The following is an 18,246-nucleotide window of genomic DNA, read 5'->3' as shown; positions in this document are numbered from 1 at the left end:
CCTCAGCGTCGCCGCCGCGGCCACCCGCCCCGCCCCCCCGCGCCGCGCGCCCGGCCTCGCCCGCGCCCGCGCGCCCCCCCCCCCCCCCCCGTCCGCGCACGGATACCCTTGACAGGTGACCGACGCCCAAGACACCGCAGCAGACAGCTCCCTGCGCATCACCGGAGGCACCCCTCCGGACGACGCCGGATCTTCTGTCGTGGGGGCGCCGACACCCTTGCTGGAGCCCCGTGAGGGCATTCCGCCGGTGGTCGCCGACGAGGCCACGCTGGCCGAGGTGATCGCCGCGTTCGAGGCGGGCTCCGGCCCGGTCGCCGTCGACGCCGAGCGCGCCTCCGGCTACCGCTACGGCCAGCGCGCCTACCTGGTCCAGCTGCGCCGCGAGGGCGCCGGCACCGCCCTGATCGACCCCGTCGCCTGCCCCGACCTGTCCGCTCTCGGCTCGGCGCTGTCCGGCGTCGAGTGGGTGCTGCACGCCGCCACCCAGGACCTGCCCTGCCTGCGGGAGATAGGCATGGTGCCGACGGGGCTGTTCGACACCGAGCTGGCCGGCCGGCTCGCCGGCTTCCCCCGGGTCGGCCTCGGCGCGATGGTCGAGAACGTCCTCGGATACGTCCTGGAGAAGGGCCACTCCGCCGTCGACTGGTCCACCCGGCCGCTGCCCGAGCCGTGGCTGCGCTACGCCGCCCTGGACGTCGAGCTGCTGGTCGACCTGCGCGACGCCCTGGAGAAGGAGCTGGACCGCCAGGGCAAGCTGGAGTGGGCGCTCCAGGAGTTCGACGCGATCGCGGCCGCGCCGCCGGCCGAGCCCCGCAAGGACCCCTGGCGGCGGACCTCCGGCATGCACAAGGTGCGCCGGCGCCGGCAGCTGGCGGTCGTACGGGAGCTGTGGGAGACCCGGGACCGGATAGCCCAGCGGCGGGACGTGTCGCCGGGCAAGGTGCTGAGCGACGCGGCCATCGTGGAGGCCGCGCTCGCCGTTCCGGCCAATGTGCACGCGCTGGCCGCGCTGAACGGCTTCGGGCACCGCATCGGGCGGCGCCAGCTGGAGCAGTGGCAGGCCGCGGTGGACCGGGCCAGGGCGCTGCCCGAGAGCGCGCTGCCGCAGCCCGGGCAGCCGGTGGCCGGTCCGCCGCCGCCGCGGGCCTGGGCCGACAAGGACCCGGCGGCCGCCGCCCGGCTGTCGGCCGCGCGCGCGGGCGTGACGGCCCTGGCCGAGCAGCTCGCCCTCCCCCAGGAGAACCTGGTCTCCCCGGACACCGTCCGGCGCCTGTGCTGGGAGCCGCCGAAGGCCGTGGACGCGGCCTCGGTGGGTGCCGCCCTCGCCGGATACGGGGCACGCCCGTGGCAGGTGGAGCTGGTCACCCCGGTACTGGTCGCCGCGCTGGCCAAGGAAAGCGCGTAACTCAACGGGCTTGCGTAGCCGCCGCAGCGCTGTCGCGCGTGCGGCGGCTGCGGCGCGGCTATCTCGTGGCTCCGCGCAGGAAGCCGTTGTAGATGAACCTCTGGAGCGCCAGGAAGACGATCAGGGTCGGCAGGATCACCAGGACCGTGCCGGCCGAGATGATCTCCCAGTGGGCGCCGTAGGGGCCGCGGAAGCGGAACAGTGACGTCGAGATCACGCCAAGATCCTGGGACGGCATGTACAGGAAGGGGATGTAGAAGTCGTTGTAGACGGCGATCCCCTTCACGATCACCACCGTGGCGATCGCCGGCTTCAGCAGGGGCAGGATGATCCGCCAGTAGACGGTGAACGCGTTGGCGCCGTCCAGGCGGGCCGCCTCGTCCAGGGAGACCGGGATCGAGCGGATGAATTGCAGGAAGATGTAGATCGAGACGATGTCCGTGCCCATGGAGAGCACGATCGGGGCCCACCGGGTGTCGAACAGGCCGAAGCTGTTGACGATCTGGAAGGTGGCCACCTGGGTGGTCACCCCCGGGACCAGCGCCGCCAGCAGGAACAGCGCCATCACCAGTTTCTTCAGGCGGAAGGTGAAGCGGTCGATGGCGTAGGCCGTCATCGAGCCGATCAGGACCGTGCCGCCGATGGCGAAGGCGCAGATGAACAGGGTGTTGCCGAACGCCTGGAGCATCCGGCCGTCCCGGAACGCCGTCACGTAGTTGTGGAAGTTCAGCAGGTCGTCGGGGAGGGTGAGGGCGCCGCTGTCGTTCGCCATCTCCGTGCCGGACTTCAGCGAGGTGAGCAGGACGACTCCGAGCGGGAGCAGGACGACGACGGTGGCGGCGACCAGGCTCGCGTAGACCAGGGCGCGGGCGGCGACGCGGCGGGTCATACGAGGTCCACCCGGTCGTCGGGGACGAGCCTGCGCTGCACCCAGGTCACCGCGAGGACGATCAGGAGCAGCACGATCGCCGCCGCCGAGGCCAGCCCGGTCTTGTTGTACTGGAAGGCCAGCTTCACCGTCTGGGTCACGAAGGTCTCGGTGCCGGTCGCGCCCCCGGTCATGATGTACGGCACCTCGAAGACCGACAGCGAGCCGGAGACGGAGAGGATCACGCTGAGGGTGACGACCGGTTTGATGCCGGGCGCGATGATGTGGCGGAACTGCTGCCAGCGGTTCGCGCCGTCCAGCTCGGCGGCCTCGTACAGCTCGCCCGGGATGGACTGGATCGCGCCGAGGAAGAGCACGAAGTTCAGGCCCGTGTAGCGCCAGACCGAGACCCCGGCGAGCGAGGTGTTGGCGGAGACGGGGGTGCCGAGCCAGGCGTGGTCGCTGTGCACGCCGGCCAGCCGCAGCACGGTGTCGAGGGTGCCGCCGTCCTGGAAGAAGTACAGGAAGACGAAGCCGATCGCGACACCGTTGATCAGGGACGGGAAGAACAGCACGCCCTTGAAGAAGTTCCGGAAGCGGACCTTGAAGCTGAGGATCGTCGCGAAGTACAGGGCGGCCACGATCTGGAGCACGGAGGCGGCGAGGTAGTACCCGCTGACGAAGAAGACCTCGAAGAGGTCCCGGCGGGTGAAGATCTCGCCGTAGTTGTGGGCGCCGGTGTAGTGGAGTTCGGGGCTGACGCCGTCCCAGTCGGTGAAGCTGTACGCGACCATGTTGACGATCGGCGCGTAGGTGAAGGTGATCAGCAGGGCGAGCGGGAGGAGCAGGAACAGCCAGGGGGTCAGGATGCGCCGGCTCATCAGGAGCCCACCCGCTGCTCGGCGTCGGTCCACTTCCTGCCGAGTCCGTCGAGGAAGGCGTCCAGGCTGCCGGAGCGGGCGCCGCGGGCCAGGTCGACGAGGTTCTGCCGGTAGTCGGGGGCGTTGATGCCGACCTCGGACTCGGAGTCGATGAGCTTGACCCGGGCGCCGTCGGTGTCGTCCAGCTCGATCAGCTTCACGCCCGCGTCCTGGTACGGCTTGAGGACGCTCGGCAGGGGTGCGTGGATGCGCGGGGAGATCGCCAGGTTGTCGCGGTCGTAGCCGGACTTGTCGGTGAACCAGTCGATCCAGGCGCGGGCCGCTTCCTTGTGGGCGGAGTGGATGTTGACCGCCTGGTTGTAGTCGGGGCCGACGACCGCGCAGAACGTCCCGCCGGCCTGGGCCGGGAAGGGCATGAAGCCGATGTCGTCGGGGCTCACCCCGGCCTTCTTCGCCGCGTCCCGGAACTGGATGACCGCCCAGGTGCCGAGCCACTCGGTGGCGATCTGTCCCTTCGCCAACCGGGCTTTGGACGCTTCCCAGTTGGTGGTCGTCGGGTCCTTCTCGGCCAGGCCCTGGTGGACGATGTCGTAGAGCAGCGTGTCACCGACGCGCAGGTCGGCGCCGGGCGCCCACGGGTTGCCGGTCGCGAGTTTCGTGGTGGCCCGGGTGTCGCAGTGCACCGAGCCGTTGACGAAGGTCCAGGCGGTCAGCGGCCACTGGGCGGCGAAGTTGGTGTAGTACGGGATCGCGCCGGTCTTCTGCTTGACGGCCTTCAGGGCGGCGAGGAACCCGGCGGGGGTGGTGGGCCACTCGGTGACGCCCGCCTGCCGCCAGACGCGCTTGTTGTAGACGAAGCCGGGGGTGACGCCGATCGGGCTCTGGCCGTACACCTTGCCGTCGACGGTGGTGAAGTCGGTGAAGCGGTACTTCCTGGACCGTTCGGCCCGGGTGCCGAGGGAGGCGAAGAACCTCGGGTAGTCGCTCTTCTTGATCACCCCGGGGATCATCAGGACGTCACCGTAGTTCTCGGTGTTCATCCGGATCTTGACTTCGGACTCGTAGTCGGTGAGGGCCTGGAACTTCACCTTCACCTTCGGGTACGTCCTGTTGAACTCGGCCGCGTACCGGTCCATCGTGCCGTCCTGCACGAGGTCGGTGCGCTGGGTGAGGACCGTGATGGTCCCGCTCACCTTCGCCGGGTCGGTGGGCGCGGCGGCGTCCTCGCCCCTGGTCGCGCCTCCGGTGCCGGTGCAGCCCGCGAGCAGCAGGGCGGCGGCCGCCAGGGCGGTGGCGAGGGCGGTCGTACGGCGGTTCATGTGCATCAGCTCCGTTCGCGAAATGACGGACGAGCACGTGCGGGGTTGGCTGGTTCGGCACTCTGACAGCGCTTTCCTCAACCGGTAAAGTCCCAATCCCGCCAAGGATGGCAGAACAACGTCCAGTGCTGGCATAGACCGGTTTAGGGAGTGTGCATGCTGGAGGTCACACCGCTCGGCGACGGCTGGATCCTGCGGCACGAGGGGGCGGAGCTGCCCGCCCGGGTGCCGGGGTGCGTGCACACCGATCTGCTCGCGGCCGGGGTGATCCCGGATCCCTTCCTCGGCACGAACGAGCGCGCGGTGGCCTGGGTCGGGCGGCGGGCGTGGACGTACGAGAGGGAGCTGCGCGCGGCCAGCGGCCACCAGCGGACCGATCTCGTCTTCGACGGGCTGGACACCGTCGCCCGGATCACCCTGGACGGCCGGCTCCTCGGCAGCGTACGGAACATGCACCGCTCGTACCGCATCCCCGTCACCGGCCTCACGGGCCGGCTGGCGGTGCGGTTCGAGTCCGCCTACGCCGAGGCGAAGGGGGTGCGCGACCGGCTGGGCGAGCGGCCCGCCGCCTATGCCGAGCCGTACCAGTACCTGCGCAAGATGGCCTGCTCCTTCGGCTGGGACTGGGGGCCCACGCTGGTGACGGCCGGAATCTGGCGCCCGGTGCGGCTGGAGCACTGGTCCACCGCCCGGATCAGCCGGGTCCGGCCGCTCGTGACCGTCGAAGAGGGCACGGGCGTGGTCGAGTTGCACATCGAGGTGGAGCGGACCGGCGTACCGGCCCGGCTCGCGGTCGAGGCCCGGGTGGCCGGCCGGACGGCGCGGGCCGACCTGGCCGGGACGGGCGCGACGGTGCGGGTCCGGGTGCCGGACGTACGGCTGTGGTGGCCGCGCGGGTACGGCGAACAGCCCCTGTACGACATGGAGGTGACGCTCCTGCACGAGGACGCGCCGCTCGATGTGTGGCGGCGCCGGATAGGTTTCCGGACGGTGGAGCTGGACCGCCGGCCGGACGCCCACGGCACCGGGTTCACCCTGGTCGTCAACGGGGAGCGGCTGTTCGCGCGGGGGGTCAACTGGATCCCGGACGACGTCTTCCCGTCCCGGGTCGGCCGCGAGCGGTACCGGGAGCGGCTCGGGCAGGCCGCCGCGGCGGGCGTGGACCTGGTCCGGGTCTGGGGCGGCGGGATCTACGAGAGCGAGGACTTCTACGACGCCTGCGACGAGCTGGGTCTGCTGGTCTGGCAGGACTTCCCGTTCGCCTGCGCGGCCTACCCGGAGGAGGAACCGCTGCGCGGGGAGGTGGAGGCGGAGGCCCGCGAGAACGTCGTACGGCTGATGCCGCATCCCTCACTGGTGCTGTGGAACGGCAACAACGAGAACCTGTGGGGCTTCCGGGACTGGGACTGGGAGCGGCGGCTGGCCGGCCGGTCCTGGGGCGAGGGGTACTACCTGGCGGTGCTGCCGCGCGTGGTGGCCGAGCTGGACCCCACCCGGCCGTACACGGCGGGCAGCCCGTGGTCCGGCTCCTGGGACCGGCACCCCAACGACCCGGCGCACGGCACCCACCACTCCTGGGAGGTGTGGAACCGCGCGGACTACGCCGACTACCGGCTGAGCGTGCCGCGGTTCGTCGCGGAGTTCGGCTGGCAGGCGCCGCCCGCCTACGCCACGCTGCGCCGGGCGCTGCCGGACGAGGCCCCGGCGGCGGACTCCCCCGGCATGCTGCACCACCAGAAGGCGGACGACGGCAACGGCAAGCTGGAGCGCGGGCTCGCCCGCCATTTCGCCACGCCGGTACGGGACTTCGACCGCTGGCACTACCTCACCCAGGTCAACCAGGCGCGGGCGGTGGCCGCCGGGATCGAGCACTGGCGCTCGCACTGGCCGGTGTGCGCGGGCACGGTCGTCTGGCAGCTCAACGACTGCTGGCCGGTGACCTCCTGGGCGGCGATCGACGGGGACGGACGGGAGAAACCGCTCTACCACGAGCTCAGGCGGCTGTACGCGGACCGGCTGCTGAGCCTGCGCGCGGCGGACGGTTCCGTGCAGCTGGCCGCGGTCAACCAGTCCGCCGACGGCTGGACGGGGTCGGTGCGGCTGCGCCGGATGACCGTCGACGGCGCGGTGCTCGGCGAGGCGGGCGTCGAACTGGCCGCCGCGGCGCGGTCGGTGGCGTGGACCGCCGTACCGCCGGAGCTGCTGCCCGCCGGGGCGAAGGAGTTCCTGGTCGCCGACACGGAGGGGCCGGGCGATGCCGAGGGGCTGCGTGCCCTGTACTTCCCCGTGCCGGACCGGGACATCCCGTATCCGCGGCCGGAGTTCGAGGTGGAGGTGGCGCCGGGGGCGGTGACGGTCACGGCCCGGACCCTGGTGCGGGACCTGCTGTTGCAGGCCGACCGGCTGGACCCGGCGGCGCGGGCCGACCGTGGCCTGATCACGCTGCTGCCCGGCGAACGGGTCACGATCGGGGTGTCCGGCTGGCAGACTCCGGATCCGTCCGCCGCCCGGTCCGCCCTGTACTGCATGGAGCCCGCCTGATGAGTCCGACACCGCCGCCCCGCGTCACGATCAAGGATGTCGCCGCGCGCGCCGGGGTGTCCAAGGGGGCCGTGTCGCTGGCGTTCAACCACAAGCCGGGCCTGTCCGAGGCGACCCGGGACCGGATCTTCGCGGCGGCCCGCGAGCTGGGCTGGGCGCCGAGCCACACGGCCCGGTCGCTGGCCGGGGCGCGGGTGGACGTGGTGGGCCTGGCCATCTGCCGGCCGGCCCGGATGCTGGGCCTGGAGCCCTTCTACATGGAGTTCGTGTCCGGGGTAGAGAGCGTGCTGAGCGAGCACTCCTGCTCGCTGCTGCTGCGGCTGGTGCGCAGTCCGGAGGAGGAGGCCGGGCTGCTGGAGTCGTGGTGGCGGGGACGGCACATCGGCGGCGCCATCCTGGTCGACCTGCGCGCGGACGACCCCCGGGTGCCGGTGGCCCGGCGGCTCGGGCTGCCCGCGGTCGCGGTCGGACACCCGTCCCTGACCGGCGGGCTCACCTCGGTGTGGACCGACGACACCACCGCCGTCACCGAGGCGGTGCGCTATCTCGCGGCGCTCGGGCACCGGCGGATCGCCCGGGTGGGCGGCGCGGCGGCCCTCGGCCACACCGGGATCCGGGCGGCGGCCTTCGACGAGGCCGGGCGGGCGCTGGAGCTGGCCGGGGCCTGGCAGGTGGCGACCGACTTCTCCGGCGAGTCGGGGGCGCGGGCCACCCGCTCGCTGCTGACGGCGCCGGCCCGGGACCGGCCGACGGCGATCGTCTACGACAACGACATCATGGCGGTGGCGGGGCTCGCGGTGGCCGCGGAGATGGGGCTGCGGGTGCCGGCCGATGTGTCGCTGCTGGCCTGGGACGACTCGCAGCTGTGCCGGCTGACCCACCCCACGCTGTCGGCGATGAGCCATGACGTGCACGGGTTCGGCGCGGAGGTGGCCAGGACCCTGTTCGGGGACATCGCGGGCGGCGGCCCCGGGTCGCATCCGGTGCCCACTCCGGTGCTGACGCCGAGGGGCTCCACGGCTCCGCCGGGGCCGCCGGTGTCCGCCATCGGGGTGTGACCTTCGCCGCTAAGGCGAACAGGACTGGGCAGCTACATTACTCGGCAGTAGCATGGGCTTAAGCAAGCGCTCAGCGTTCCGCACCCTGGAGGAGAGCCATCGTGCCTCGTACCGTCAGGGACGTCGTCTTCGTCGACGGCGTCCGTACCCCGTTCGGCAAGGCGGGCCCGAAGGGCATCTACCACGAGACCCGCGCCGACGACCTCGTCGTGAAGGCGATCCGGGAGCTGCTGCGCCGCAACCCCGGTCTGGACCCGAAGACGGTGGACGAGGTCGCCATCGCCGCGACCACCCAGATCGGCGACCAGGGGCTGACCATCGGCCGCACGGCCGGCATCCTCGCGGGCCTGCCGCAGTCGGTCCCCGGCTACTCCATCGACCGCATGTGCGCGGGCGCGCTGACGGCGGTCACCACGGTCTCCGGTTCCATCGCCTTCGGCGCGTACGACGTCGCCATCGCCGGCGGTGTCGAGCACATGGGCCGCCACCCGATGGGCGAGGGCGTGGACCCCAACCCGCGGTTCGTCTCCGAGAAGCTCGTCGACGAGTCCGCCCTGTTCATGGGCATGACCGCGGAGAACCTGCACGACCGCTACCCGCAGATCACCAAGCTGCGCGCCGACGAGTACGCGGTGCGCTCGCAGGAGAAGGCCGCCAAGGCGTACGCCAACGGCAAGATCCAGCAGGACCTGGTGCCGATCTCGGTGCGCCGTACCAACCCGGAGGCCGGCGAGACCGGCTGGGGCCTGGTCACCGCCGACGAGCCGATGCGCCCGGGCACGACCCTGGAGAACCTCTCCGGTCTGAAGACGCCGTTCCGCGTCCACGGCCGGGTCACCGCCGGTAACGCGGCCGGTCTGAACGACGGCGCCACCGCGTCGATCGTGGCGAGCGAGGAGTTCGCCCGCGAGCACGGCCTGCCGGTCAAGATGCGCCTGGTGTCGTACGCCTTCGCGGGCGTCGAGCCGGAGGTCATGGGCTACGGCCCAATCCCGGCCACGGAGAAGGCCCTCGCCAAGGCGGGCCTGTCCATCTCCGACATCGGCCTGTTCGAGATCAACGAGGCCTTCGCCGTCCAGGTCCTGGCCTTCCTCGACCACTACGGCATCGCCGACGACGACGCGCGGGTCAACCAGTACGGCGGCGCGATCGCCTTCGGTCACCCGCTCGCCTCCTCCGGCGTCCGTCTGATGACGCAGCTGGCCCGCCAGTTCGAGGAGCAGCCGCACGTCCGCTACGGCCTGACCACCATGTGCGTCGGCTTCGGCATGGGCGCGACGGTCATCTGGGAGAACCCGCACTTCGAGGGGGACAAGTGAGCACCACCGCCGAGCTTCTGAAGCAGGCCTCGGACCTGTTCCCCGACGAGGTCGTCACCAGTGCGCACGTGCGCCACTTCGACCTGCCGTTCGGCGCCGGCCGCTTCGCGCTGATCACGCTGGACAACGGCCTGGACCACACCAAGCCGACCACCTTCGGCCCGGCCTCGCTGGCGAACCTGAACACCGCCATCGACCAGGTCGAGAAGGAGGCCGCCGACGGCACCATCGTCGGTGTCGGCATCACCGGCAAGCCGTTCATCTTCGCGGTCGGCGCCGACCTCAAGGGCGTCGAGCTGCTGAAGGAGCACGAGCACGCGCTCGCCATCGGCAAGGGCGGCCACGACGTCTTCAAGCGCCTCGGCAAGCTGGCCGTGCCGACCTTCGCCTACTACAACGGCGCGGCGATGGGCGGCGGCGTCGAGGTCGGCCTGCACTGCACCTACCGGACCGTCTCCAAGGCGATCCCGGCGTTCTCGCTGCCCGAGGTCTTCCTCGGCCTGGTCCCCGGCTGGGGCGGCTGCACCCTGCTGCCGAACCTGATCGGCGCCGACAAGGCCGTCTCGGTCATCATCGAGAACTCGCTGAACCAGAACAAGCAGCTCAAGGGCGAGCAGGTCTTCGAGCTGGGCATCGCCGACGCGCTGTTCGAGGGCGCCGACTTCCTGGAGCAGTCGCTGCTGTGGACCGCCCAGGTCCTCAAGGGCGACATCCAGGTCGAGCGTCCGGTGATCGACCGCGGCGAGGCCTGGGACCAGGCCGTCGCGCGCGGCCGGTTCATCGCCGACGGCAAGGTGCACGGCGCGGCCCCGGCCGCCTACCGCGCCCTGGACATCATCGCCGCCGCCAAGAACGGCGACTTCCAGCAGGGTTACGACGCCGAGGACCAGGCGCTCGCCGACCTGATGATGGGCGGTGAACTGCGCTCCGGCATCTACGCGTTCAACCTGGTGCAGAAGCGCGGCAAGCGCCCGGCCGGCGCCCCGGACAAGAGCCTGGCCCGCCCGGTCACCAAGGTCGGTGTCGTCGGCGCCGGTCTGATGGCCAGCCAGCTCGCGCTGCTCTTCCTGCGCCGCCTGGAGGTGCCGGTCGTGCTGACCGACATCGACCAGGAGCGCGTCGACAAGGGTGTGGGCTACGTCCACGCCGAGATCGACAAGCTGCTCGGCAAGGGCCGTATCAACCAGGACAAGGCCAACCGCCTCAAGGCGCTGGTCACCGGTGTCCTGGACAAGGCCGAGGGCTTCGCGGACGCGGACTTCATCATCGAGGCCGTGTTCGAGGAGATGGGTGTCAAGCAGAAGGTGTTCGCGGAGGTCGAGGCGGTCGCCCCGGCGCACGCGATCCTCGCCACCAACACCTCCTCCCTCTCCGTCACGGAGATGGCCTCCAAGCTCCAGCACCCCGAGCGGGTCGTCGGCTTCCACTTCTTCAACCCGGTCGCGATCCTGCCGCTGCTGGAGATCGTCCGCGGTGAGCGCACCGACGACGCCTCGCTGGCGACCGCGTTCGCGGTGGCCAAGAAGCTGAAGAAGACCGCGGTCCTGGTCAAGGACGCCCCGGCGTTCGTCGTGAACCGCATCCTGACCCGCTTCATGGGCGAGATCCAGAACGTCATCGACGAGGGCACCCCGGTCGCCGTCGCCGAGAAGGCGATCGAGCCGCTGGGCCTGCCGATGTCGCCGCTGGTCCTGCTGGAGCTGGTCGGCCCCGCGATCGGCCTGCACGTCTCGGAGACCCTCAACAAGGCGTTCCCGGACCGCTTCACGGTCTCCCCGAACCTCAAGGCGGTCGTGGAGGCGGGCAAGCGCGGCTTCTACGTCTACGACAGCGGCAAGCCGGAGCTGGACCCGGAGGTCGTCGCGCTGCTGAAGCAGGGCGACAGCGTCCTGACCGAGGAGCAGGTGCGCGAGCGCGTGCTGAACGCGGTGACGCAGGAGATCGGGCTCATGCTCGACGAGGGCGTCGTCGCCGAGGCCCAGGACATCGACCTGTGCCTGATCACCGGCGCCGGCTGGCCCTTCCACCTGGGCGGCATCACGCCGTACCTGGACCGTGAGGGCGTCTCGGAGCGGGTGAACGGCAAGCGGTTCCTCGCCCCGGGCGTGGCGAGCGTCCCGGCGTAACACCGGTACGACAGCGAAGGGCCCCCGCCGCGGCGGGGGCCCTTTCCTGCTCTTTCCCTCTGCTCAGACCTGGCGCCACGCCTCCAGAGCCAGTCCCGGCTCGTCCTTGCGCCGGGTGAGCAGCAGCCGGCCGGTGGACGGCGACAGGGTCGCGGCCACCACCCGGTCGTCCGCGTCCTTGGTCAGGGCCACCAGCGCGTCGACGGGCAGCTGCGGGCCCGACTCCGTCCACCAGGCGCCCGCCGACTCCTGCTCCGAGGGATAGGCGGCGAAGGCGACCCGGCCGTTCTCCGAGCGCTGGGCGAGCACCGTGCAGTCGTAGCCGTCGAGTTCGCAGCGGACCGCGGCGACCGGGCCGGGGCCCGCCGCACGCACCAGGACCACCGGCTTGCCACCGGGACGCCAGGCGCACAGGTCGCCCGAGGGATCCGTGTAGAAGAGGGTCGTACGCTCGGCGGAGGTGGCCAGGGCGCGCAGCGTGCCCGGGCGGACCGGGGCCTTCAGCGGCTCCTGCATGACCGGCGTGGCGCCCGGCTTCTCCTGGCGCCAGTGCAGGACGCCGTCGGGGACGGCCGCGTACACCTCCACCAGGCCGGACTCGCCGGTCACCGCCGCCAGCCCGTCCTGGACCTTGCTGCCGCGCAGATCCCGCCAGGGTTCCCAGCCGCCCGTCTCCTTCTGGGCGACATGGTGCACTCCGGCGCCGTTGTTGCGGACGAACACATGGGCGCGGCCCTGGGCGTCGACCGTGACGGCGGGGGTGCCCGTCCGGTCGCCCTTCTTCTTCGGGTGCCCGATCGGGTTCCAGTCCAGGGGCGCGAGCAGCGGGCGGAAGTGCGTGGAGTGCACCAGGCCCGACTCGCCCTCGACCGTCGGCCGCCAGGCCACCAGGTGGGCATAGCCGTCGGCACCCCCGCCGACGCCCACCGAGGGGTGCAGCCGCTGATCGCCGCCCGCCCTGCGCGGGGCGGTCCAGGGGCCGCCGGGGATCTGCTCCGCCCTGGTGAGGACGGCATCGCCCGACAGCTGGTAGACAGTGAGTCGGCCGTCTCGGCCGCACAGAAGCCAGTCGCCGTTCACCGGTTCACTCTAACCGTGCTGCTCGAAGCGGCAGCGGGTGGGCCCGACGGCCCGTGGAGGGGGCGCCCGCTGCCGGCGGCCGGAAGCGGGAAGACCCGCGCACGTCCTGTCAGTTCGCGGCGGGGACCGGGTCGCGGGTGGGTCCGGGCACCGCCGCGGGGGCGGGCGTCTGCTGGGGATCGGGCTCGGCGGTCACCGTGGAGGGAGCGTAGGGGATCTCTCCGCGCAGGACGGCCTTGGCGCGGTCCGTGTCGAGCTCGCCCTCCCAGCGGGCGACGGCCAGGGTGGCGACGCCGTTGCCGACCAGGCTGGTCAGGGCGCGGGCCTCGGACATGAACCGGTCGACGCCGAAGATCAGCGCGAGGGCGGTGACCGGGACGTGCGGGACGGCGCTGAGAGTCGCGGCCAGGGCGATGAAGCCGGAGCCGGTGACGCCCGCGGCGCCCTTGGAGGTGAGCAGCATGACGGCGAGCATGGTCAGCTGCTGGGTGAGGGTGAGGTCGATACCGAGGGCCTGGGCGAGGAAGACCGAGCCCATGGTCAGGTAGATGGCGGTGCCGTCGAGGTTGAAGGAGTACCCGGCGGGCAGCGTGATGCCGACGACCGGTTTCGAGGCGCCCACGTGCTGGAGCTTGGCCATCATGCGCGGCAGGACGGGCTCGGTGGAGGAGGTGCCCAGGACGATCAGCAGTTCCTCCTTGATGTAGCGCAGGAAGGGCAGCAGCCGCAGCCCGTTCAGGCGCATCACGGTCCCGAGGACGACCAGGACGAAGAGGAGGGCGGTCAGCCAGAACGAGCCGACCAGCAGGGCCAGATGGCGCAGGGTGCCCAGGCCGTAGTGGCCGATGGTGAAGGCCATCGAGCCGAACGCGCCGAGGGGGGCGAGCCTCATGATCCAGCGGATGAGCGTGAACAGGACCGTGGAGAACTTCTCGATGCCCCGGGCGATGTTCAGGCCGGCCTCTCCGCTGGCGTGCAGGCCGAAGCCGAACAGCACGGACACCAGCAGCACCGGCAGGATCTGGTTGCCGCTCAGGGCACTGACCAGGGTGGCCGGGATGACGGACAGCAGGAACCCGGCGAAGCCCTCGTGGGCCGTGGTGGCCTCCGGCGGCAGGCCCTTGGCGGACAGGGTCGACGGGTCGATGTGCAGACCGCTGCCCGGCTTGACGACGTTGACGACGACCAGGCCGATCACCATGGCCACGGTGGTCAGCACCTCGAAGTAGACCAGAGCCTTCAGGCTCACGCGGCCGACCGCGCGGGCGTTGCCCATGGAGGCGATGCCGTGGACGACCGTGCAGAAGATGACCGGCGCGATGAACATCTTCACCAGCGCGATGAAACCGTCGCCGAGCGGCTTGAGGTCGGCGCCGACGGACGGCCACAGCCCGCCCACGGCGGCGCCGAGGAGGACGCCGATCAGACACTGGACGTAGAGGTGGGACAGCATCCGGCGGATGCGGCCGGGTGGTGCGGTGACGGTACCCGGGGCGGCGTCGTTGCGGCTCATGCGGGGCGTCCTTCCAGGACGGGAACGAGGAGTTCGGCTCGGGCGATACGCCGGGCGGCGCGGTGCAGCAGCACCGTGGGGGACGCGCCGTCCGGTGCGGGGACGGCTCGGGCGGCGATCACGCCGGCGGGGGTGCCCAGGCGCAGCGTGCCATCGGCGGTCTGCCGGGCGACGCGGTGGGCGAGGGTGCCGGGGGTGGCGGCGGCCGTGGTCAGGGCCACGGCGGAGGTCAGGCCGATCGCCGGGTGCGGGGCGTGCATGGAGACCATGCGTACGGCCAGGTCGTACTCGTCCTGGTTGACGAGTGTGCCGTGAGTGGTGCGGTAGGGGGCGGGGCGGGCGACGATGCCCACCTTCGGCACCGCGTGGCTGACCGGATCGCCCTCGCGGGCCAGGCCCATGGCCAGCGCCGCCTGGCGGCGCAGCAGGGTCAGCGCGGGCACTGCGGCGGCGAACGCGGTGAGGGATTCCGTGCCGTCGAGGCCGAACGCCTTGGCCTCGAACAGGGCGGCCGGCGCACCGGCGTCCACCAGGGTCGCCTCGACGGGACCGTCCGGGCCGGTCAGTTCGTCCAGTGCCCGGCCGGTCGGCAGAGCGCGGCCGGTCGTCGAGCCCGCCGGGTCCTCGAACCCGAGCAGGACCGGAACGCCCGGTGCCGAGGTGCCCGGCACCACGGCCGTGCCCTCCTCCGGGGCCAGGCCCCCAGGGGTGGGGATCGTGCCGGTGAGGCGGGCCCCGGTGTTGACGTTGAGCATGCGGACGGTGGTGGTGTCCGACGTGATCGGCACGAGGTCGTGGTGGACGGCGTACAGGGCCACGGCGGTGGCGCAGTTGCCGCAGTTGCTGGCCCACTCCACCCGCTCGTCGCCGATGCCGACCTGGGCGAAGGCGTACTCGACATCCACACCGGGCCGGGTCGACGCCTGGACGACGGCGGCCTTGGAGGTGGTGGAGGAAGCGCCGCCCACGCCGTCGATCTGGCGGGGGTCGGCGGCGTTGAAGGCGGCGAGCAGCAGGGCATCGACGTCCACGCCCGTGGCGGCCACGTCACGGTGGTCGAAGAGCCAGCACTTGCTGGTTCCACCCCGGATCATTTCGCCCTTCAGACGCAGCACAGCCGACTCCTCACAGACAGGGAAGGGGAAGCCCACCGACGGTCTCGCCGCGGCGTGGTGTCCTCCACGGTGGGTTACGGCAGCGTGAAGTACAATCTCGGAAATCTTTATGGCTATTAAGGTGAAGTGAACGCTGGAGGTGGCGGCATGCTCGACGTCCGGCGCATCCTGCTGTTCACGGAGGTCGCCCGGCGCGGCTCGGTGACAGCGACCGCGCGCGCCCTCAACTACACACCGTCAGCGGTGTCGCAGCAGATCAGCCGCCTGGAAGCGGAGGCGGGACAGCCCCTGCTGGAACGCCACGCCCGGGGCGTCACCGTCACCGACGCCGGACGGGCGCTGGCCGAACGGGGGGAACGGATCGAACGCGAACTGCGGGCCGCGGAAAACGAACTCGCCGACTTCGCCGGCCTGCGCGCGGGCACCCTGCGCATCGGCACCTTCCCCACCGTCGGCGCCTCGCTCCTCCCGCAGGCCGTGACCGCCTTCCGGGACGCCCACCCCGACGTACGGCTGACCGTCCGCAGCGCCCGCATCGCCGGACTCTGGACCATGCTGGAGAACCGGGAGATCGAGATGTCGCTGATGTGGGACTACGACTGGAGCCGCATCGACCGGGAGGACATCGTCATCACCCCCCTCCTCGATGACCCGCCGGCCCTTCTGGTCAGCGACCACCATCCCCTCGCCGGCCGTCACACCGCCTCACTCGCCGACTTCGCACACGACCCCTGGATCACCCGCGCCGACCATCACCCGGTGGCCGAGGCCCTGGTCCGCGGCTGCCGCGCCGCCGGCTTCGAACCGCACATCGCCTACGAGGCCCACGACTACCAGGAAGCCCAGGCCATGGTCGCCGCCGGCATCGGCGTCGCCCTCGCCCCCACCCTCGCTCTGGAGGGCATCCGACCCGGCGTCGACGTCCTGCCCCTGAAGCCGCCGGCCCCCATCCGCCGTATCCTCCTGGTCCGTATGGCCGACCACGCGCTCACCCCCGCCGCCCTGACCTTCGCCGGACTCCTCCGTGACGCCGCTGCGGCCCGAACCCCTTGATGACACCCTGACGCCATGACCGACGCCCTTCCCCTCCCCCTCCTCCTCGTCGACGGCGCCAATGTCGTCGGGTCCGTGCCCGACGGCTGGTGGCGGGACCGCCGGGCCGCCGCCGAGCGGCTGCGCGACCGGCTGGTGCCGTACGCGCGCTCCGGTGTGGCGGGGCTGGGCGGGCCGGTGGAGCTGGTGCTGGTCCTGGAGGGCGCGGCCCGGGGGGTGGCCGCCGTACCCGGGGTGCGGATCGAGGAGGCGTCCGGCAGCGGCGACGACCGGATCGTGGACCTCGCGGCGGCGGCCGGCGACCGCCCGTGCCTGGTCGTCACCGCCGACCGCGAGCTGCGCCGCCGGGTGACCGAGCTGGGCGCGGAGGTGACGGGACCGCGCGCGGTGCTCGGCTGAGGATGTCCTACGGCGCGTTTCCCGGGGGCGGCTGCGGGACTTCCCCGGCCGGGGTCTGCTCGCGCAGGGCGAGGCGGCTGTGGGTGCGGCCGTAGAAGAAGTAGACCGCGAAGCCGATGACCATCCAGATCGCGAACCGGAGCCAGGTCTCGGCCGGCAGGTTGAGCATCAGCCACAGCGAGGCGCACACCGACAGGATCGGGACGAACGGCACCCACGGGGTGCGGAAGGCGCGCGGCAGGTCGGGACGGGTCCGGCGGAGGATGATCACGCTGATCGCGACGACGACGAACGCGAACAGGGTGCCGATGTTGACCAGTTCGGCCAGCTGGCTGAGGCTGGTGAAGCCGGCCACGATCGCGATGATCACGCCGAGCAGGATGGTGGGCCGGTGCGGGGTCTTGAACCGGGGGTGGACGCGGGAGAAGAAGCGGGGCAGCAGGCCGTCCCGGCTCATCGCGAAGAAGACCCGGGTCTGGCCGAGGAGCAGGATCATGCAGACGGTGGTCAGACCGACGGCCGCGCCGAAGCTGATCACGCCCGCGTACCAGGGGTGGCCGATGGCCTTGAACGCGTCGGCCAGCGGCGCGGCCACCGACAGCCTGGTGTACTTCTCCATGCCGGTGACGACGATGGACACGGCGACGTAGAGCACCGTGCAGATGAGCAGGGAGCCGAGGATGCCGCGCGGCATGTCCCGCTGCGGGTTGCGGGTCTCCTCGGCGGCCGTGGCGACGATGTCGAAGCCGATGAAGGCGAAGAACACCACCGAGGCCGCGGTGAAGATGCCCATCACACCGAAGTTGGCGGGCGCCCAGCCGAACATCAGCTGGATCAGCGGGGCCTTGAGACTGCCGCCGGCCGGCACCGGCTGGGCCGGCGGGATGAACGGCGAGTAGTTGGCGGACTTGACGAAGAAGGCGCCGGCGACGATCACGATGAGGACGACGGCCACCTTGACGGCCACCACCAGCGAGGTGATCCGGGCCGACAGCTTCATGCCGAGGACCAGGATGGCGGTCAGCACCAGGACCAGGGCGGCGGCGAGGATGTCGAAGCCGAAGCCGGAGGCGTTGTCCCGGCCGGACAGATAGGCGGGCAGGTGCCAGCCGGCGTTGTCCAGCAGCGAGCGGATGTAGCCGGACCAGCCGACGGCCACCACCGCCGTGCCGAGCGCGAACTCCAGGACCAGGTCCCAGCCGATGATCCAGGCGGGCAGCTCGCCCAGCGAGGCGTAGCTGAAGGTGTACGCCGAACCGGCCACGGGGACCGTGGAAGCGAACTCGGCATAGCAGAGGGCGGCGAGCGCACAGACCACGCCGGCCGCGACGAAGGCCAGGGACACCGCCGGACCGGCGTTGTTCTTGGCGACCTGTCCGGTGAGGACGAAGATGCCGGTGCCGATGATGACACCGACGCCGAAGACGGTCAGGTCGAGCGCGGAGAGGGACTTCTTGAGTGAATGCTCCGGCTCCTCGGTGTCCCGGATGGACTGCTCGACGTTCTTCGTCCTGAACAGCGTGCTGCTCACGTACCTACCTCCCACGCAGAGGGTCGGGAAGCGTATGC

General features: G+C 71.6%; 14 protein-coding genes. 7 read left to right on the top strand and 7 right to left on the bottom strand.

The window, feature by feature from the left end; all coding sequences use genetic code 11:
* The first annotated feature begins 115 nt into the window (after positions 1-115).
* Complete coding sequence (locus ACFVIU_RS04655) at positions 116-1,405, top strand: ribonuclease D (protein ID WP_385840593.1); 1,290 nt, start codon at positions 116-118, stop codon at positions 1,403-1,405.
* A gap of 58 nt (positions 1,406-1,463) precedes the next feature.
* Here the strand turns inward: ACFVIU_RS04655 and ACFVIU_RS04650 are convergent, their stop codons facing one another.
* Genes ACFVIU_RS04650 through ACFVIU_RS04640 form a run of 3 tightly spaced genes read right to left on the bottom strand, consistent with a single transcriptional unit; the run spans position 1,464 to position 4,473 of the window.
* Entirely contained in the window at positions 1,464-2,294 is an 831-nt protein-coding gene (locus ACFVIU_RS04650; protein ID WP_385840591.1) for a carbohydrate ABC transporter permease, read from the bottom strand.
* Positions 2,291-3,154 (bottom strand): carbohydrate ABC transporter permease, encoded by an 864-nt coding sequence (locus ACFVIU_RS04645; RefSeq protein WP_385840590.1) that lies wholly within the window; start codon positions 3,152-3,154, stop codon positions 2,291-2,293. Before ACFVIU_RS04645 ends, ACFVIU_RS04650 begins: the two co-directional genes overlap by 4 nt.
* Complete coding sequence (locus ACFVIU_RS04640; protein WP_385840588.1) at positions 3,154-4,473, bottom strand: ABC transporter substrate-binding protein; 1,320 nt, start codon at positions 4,471-4,473, stop codon at positions 3,154-3,156. The genes ACFVIU_RS04645 and ACFVIU_RS04640 overlap by 1 nt, the downstream gene beginning before the upstream one ends.
* A 156-nt stretch (positions 4,474-4,629) precedes the next feature.
* Between ACFVIU_RS04640 and ACFVIU_RS04635 the strand changes: the two genes are divergently transcribed.
* The 4 genes from ACFVIU_RS04635 (at position 4,630) to ACFVIU_RS04620 (ending at position 11,517) form a co-directional block, all read left to right on the top strand.
* Positions 4,630-7,014, top strand: a complete 2,385-nt coding sequence (locus ACFVIU_RS04635; RefSeq protein WP_385840587.1) for a glycoside hydrolase family 2 protein — start codon at positions 4,630-4,632, stop codon at positions 7,012-7,014.
* Positions 7,014-8,072 carry a LacI family DNA-binding transcriptional regulator gene (locus ACFVIU_RS04630; RefSeq protein WP_385840586.1) on the top strand — a complete coding sequence of 353 codons (1,059 nt, stop codon included), beginning with the start codon at positions 7,014-7,016 and terminating at the stop codon, positions 8,070-8,072. The genes ACFVIU_RS04635 and ACFVIU_RS04630 overlap by 1 nt, the downstream gene beginning before the upstream one ends.
* 101 nt (positions 8,073-8,173) lie before the next feature.
* Complete coding sequence (locus ACFVIU_RS04625) at positions 8,174-9,391, top strand: thiolase family protein (RefSeq protein WP_385840585.1); 1,218 nt, start codon at positions 8,174-8,176, stop codon at positions 9,389-9,391.
* On the top strand, positions 9,388-11,517 hold the full coding sequence (locus tag ACFVIU_RS04620) for a 3-hydroxyacyl-CoA dehydrogenase NAD-binding domain-containing protein (protein WP_385840583.1): 2,130 nt from the start codon (positions 9,388-9,390) through the stop codon (positions 11,515-11,517). The genes ACFVIU_RS04625 and ACFVIU_RS04620 overlap by 4 nt, the downstream gene beginning before the upstream one ends.
* Positions 11,518-11,580: 63 nt before the next feature.
* Here ACFVIU_RS04620 and ACFVIU_RS04615 read toward each other — a convergent pair whose 3' ends face one another.
* The 3 genes from ACFVIU_RS04615 to ACFVIU_RS04605 all read right to left on the bottom strand — a co-directional run bounded on the left by ACFVIU_RS04615 (position 11,581) and on the right by ACFVIU_RS04605 (position 15,225).
* Positions 11,581-12,597 carry a hypothetical protein gene (locus ACFVIU_RS04615; RefSeq protein ID WP_385840582.1) on the bottom strand — a complete coding sequence of 339 codons (1,017 nt, stop codon included), beginning with the start codon at positions 12,595-12,597 and terminating at the stop codon, positions 11,581-11,583.
* Between the two features lie 109 nt (positions 12,598-12,706).
* The gene (gene dctA / locus ACFVIU_RS04610) at positions 12,707-14,110 is read right to left on the bottom strand and encodes a C4-dicarboxylate transporter DctA (protein WP_385840581.1); all 1,404 of its coding nucleotides are present in this window, start codon (positions 14,108-14,110) and stop codon (positions 12,707-12,709) included.
* Positions 14,107-15,225 carry a PrpF domain-containing protein gene (locus ACFVIU_RS04605; protein ID WP_385840580.1) on the bottom strand — a complete coding sequence of 373 codons (1,119 nt, stop codon included), beginning with the start codon at positions 15,223-15,225 and terminating at the stop codon, positions 14,107-14,109. The genes dctA and ACFVIU_RS04605 overlap by 4 nt, the downstream gene beginning before the upstream one ends.
* Before the next feature lie 147 nt (positions 15,226-15,372).
* Here ACFVIU_RS04605 and ACFVIU_RS04600 point away from each other — a divergent pair, with 147 nt between their 5' ends.
* Positions 15,373-16,278 (top strand): LysR family transcriptional regulator, encoded by a 906-nt coding sequence (locus tag ACFVIU_RS04600; RefSeq protein ID WP_385840578.1) that lies wholly within the window; start codon positions 15,373-15,375, stop codon positions 16,276-16,278.
* Between the two features lie 15 nt (positions 16,279-16,293).
* Positions 16,294-16,677 (top strand): NTP pyrophosphohydrolase, encoded by a 384-nt coding sequence (locus ACFVIU_RS04595; protein WP_385840577.1) that lies wholly within the window; start codon positions 16,294-16,296, stop codon positions 16,675-16,677.
* 7 nt (positions 16,678-16,684) lie between these two features.
* On the opposite strand, the gene ACFVIU_RS04590 is transcribed toward ACFVIU_RS04595, so the two are convergent.
* Complete coding sequence (locus ACFVIU_RS04590) at positions 16,685-18,208, bottom strand: amino acid permease (RefSeq protein WP_385840576.1); 1,524 nt, start codon at positions 18,206-18,208, stop codon at positions 16,685-16,687.
* Between the last annotated feature and the right edge of the window lie 38 nt (positions 18,209-18,246).

Origin of the sequence: Streptomyces sp. NPDC127190 (genome assembly GCF_042672505.1) — a bacterium.
Taxonomy (GTDB): Bacteria; Actinomycetota; Actinomycetes; order Streptomycetales; family Streptomycetaceae; genus Streptomyces.
Note: the sequence above shows the minus strand (reverse complement) of the source record. Positions and strands in the feature narration are given on the sequence as shown.

Coding starts and splice junctions, on each gene's coding strand:
- ACFVIU_RS04595 (WP_385840577.1), top strand. CDS start 16,294: ATGACCGACGCCCTTCCCCTCCCCCTCCTCCTCGTCGACGGCGCCAAT.
- ACFVIU_RS04630 (WP_385840586.1), top strand. CDS start 7,014: ATGAGTCCGACACCGCCGCCCCGCGTCACGATCAAGGATGTCGCCGCG.
- ACFVIU_RS04650 (WP_385840591.1), bottom strand. CDS start 2,294: ATGACCCGCCGCGTCGCCGCCCGCGCCCTGGTCTACGCGAGCCTGGTC.
- ACFVIU_RS04600 (WP_385840578.1), top strand. CDS start 15,373: ATGCTCGACGTCCGGCGCATCCTGCTGTTCACGGAGGTCGCCCGGCGC.
- ACFVIU_RS04645 (WP_385840590.1), bottom strand. CDS start 3,154: ATGAGCCGGCGCATCCTGACCCCCTGGCTGTTCCTGCTCCTCCCGCTC.
- dctA (WP_385840581.1), bottom strand. CDS start 14,110: ATGAGCCGCAACGACGCCGCCCCGGGTACCGTCACCGCACCACCCGGC.
- ACFVIU_RS04640 (WP_385840588.1), bottom strand. CDS start 4,473: ATGAACCGCCGTACGACCGCCCTCGCCACCGCCCTGGCGGCCGCCGCC.
- ACFVIU_RS04635 (WP_385840587.1), top strand. CDS start 4,630: ATGCTGGAGGTCACACCGCTCGGCGACGGCTGGATCCTGCGGCACGAG.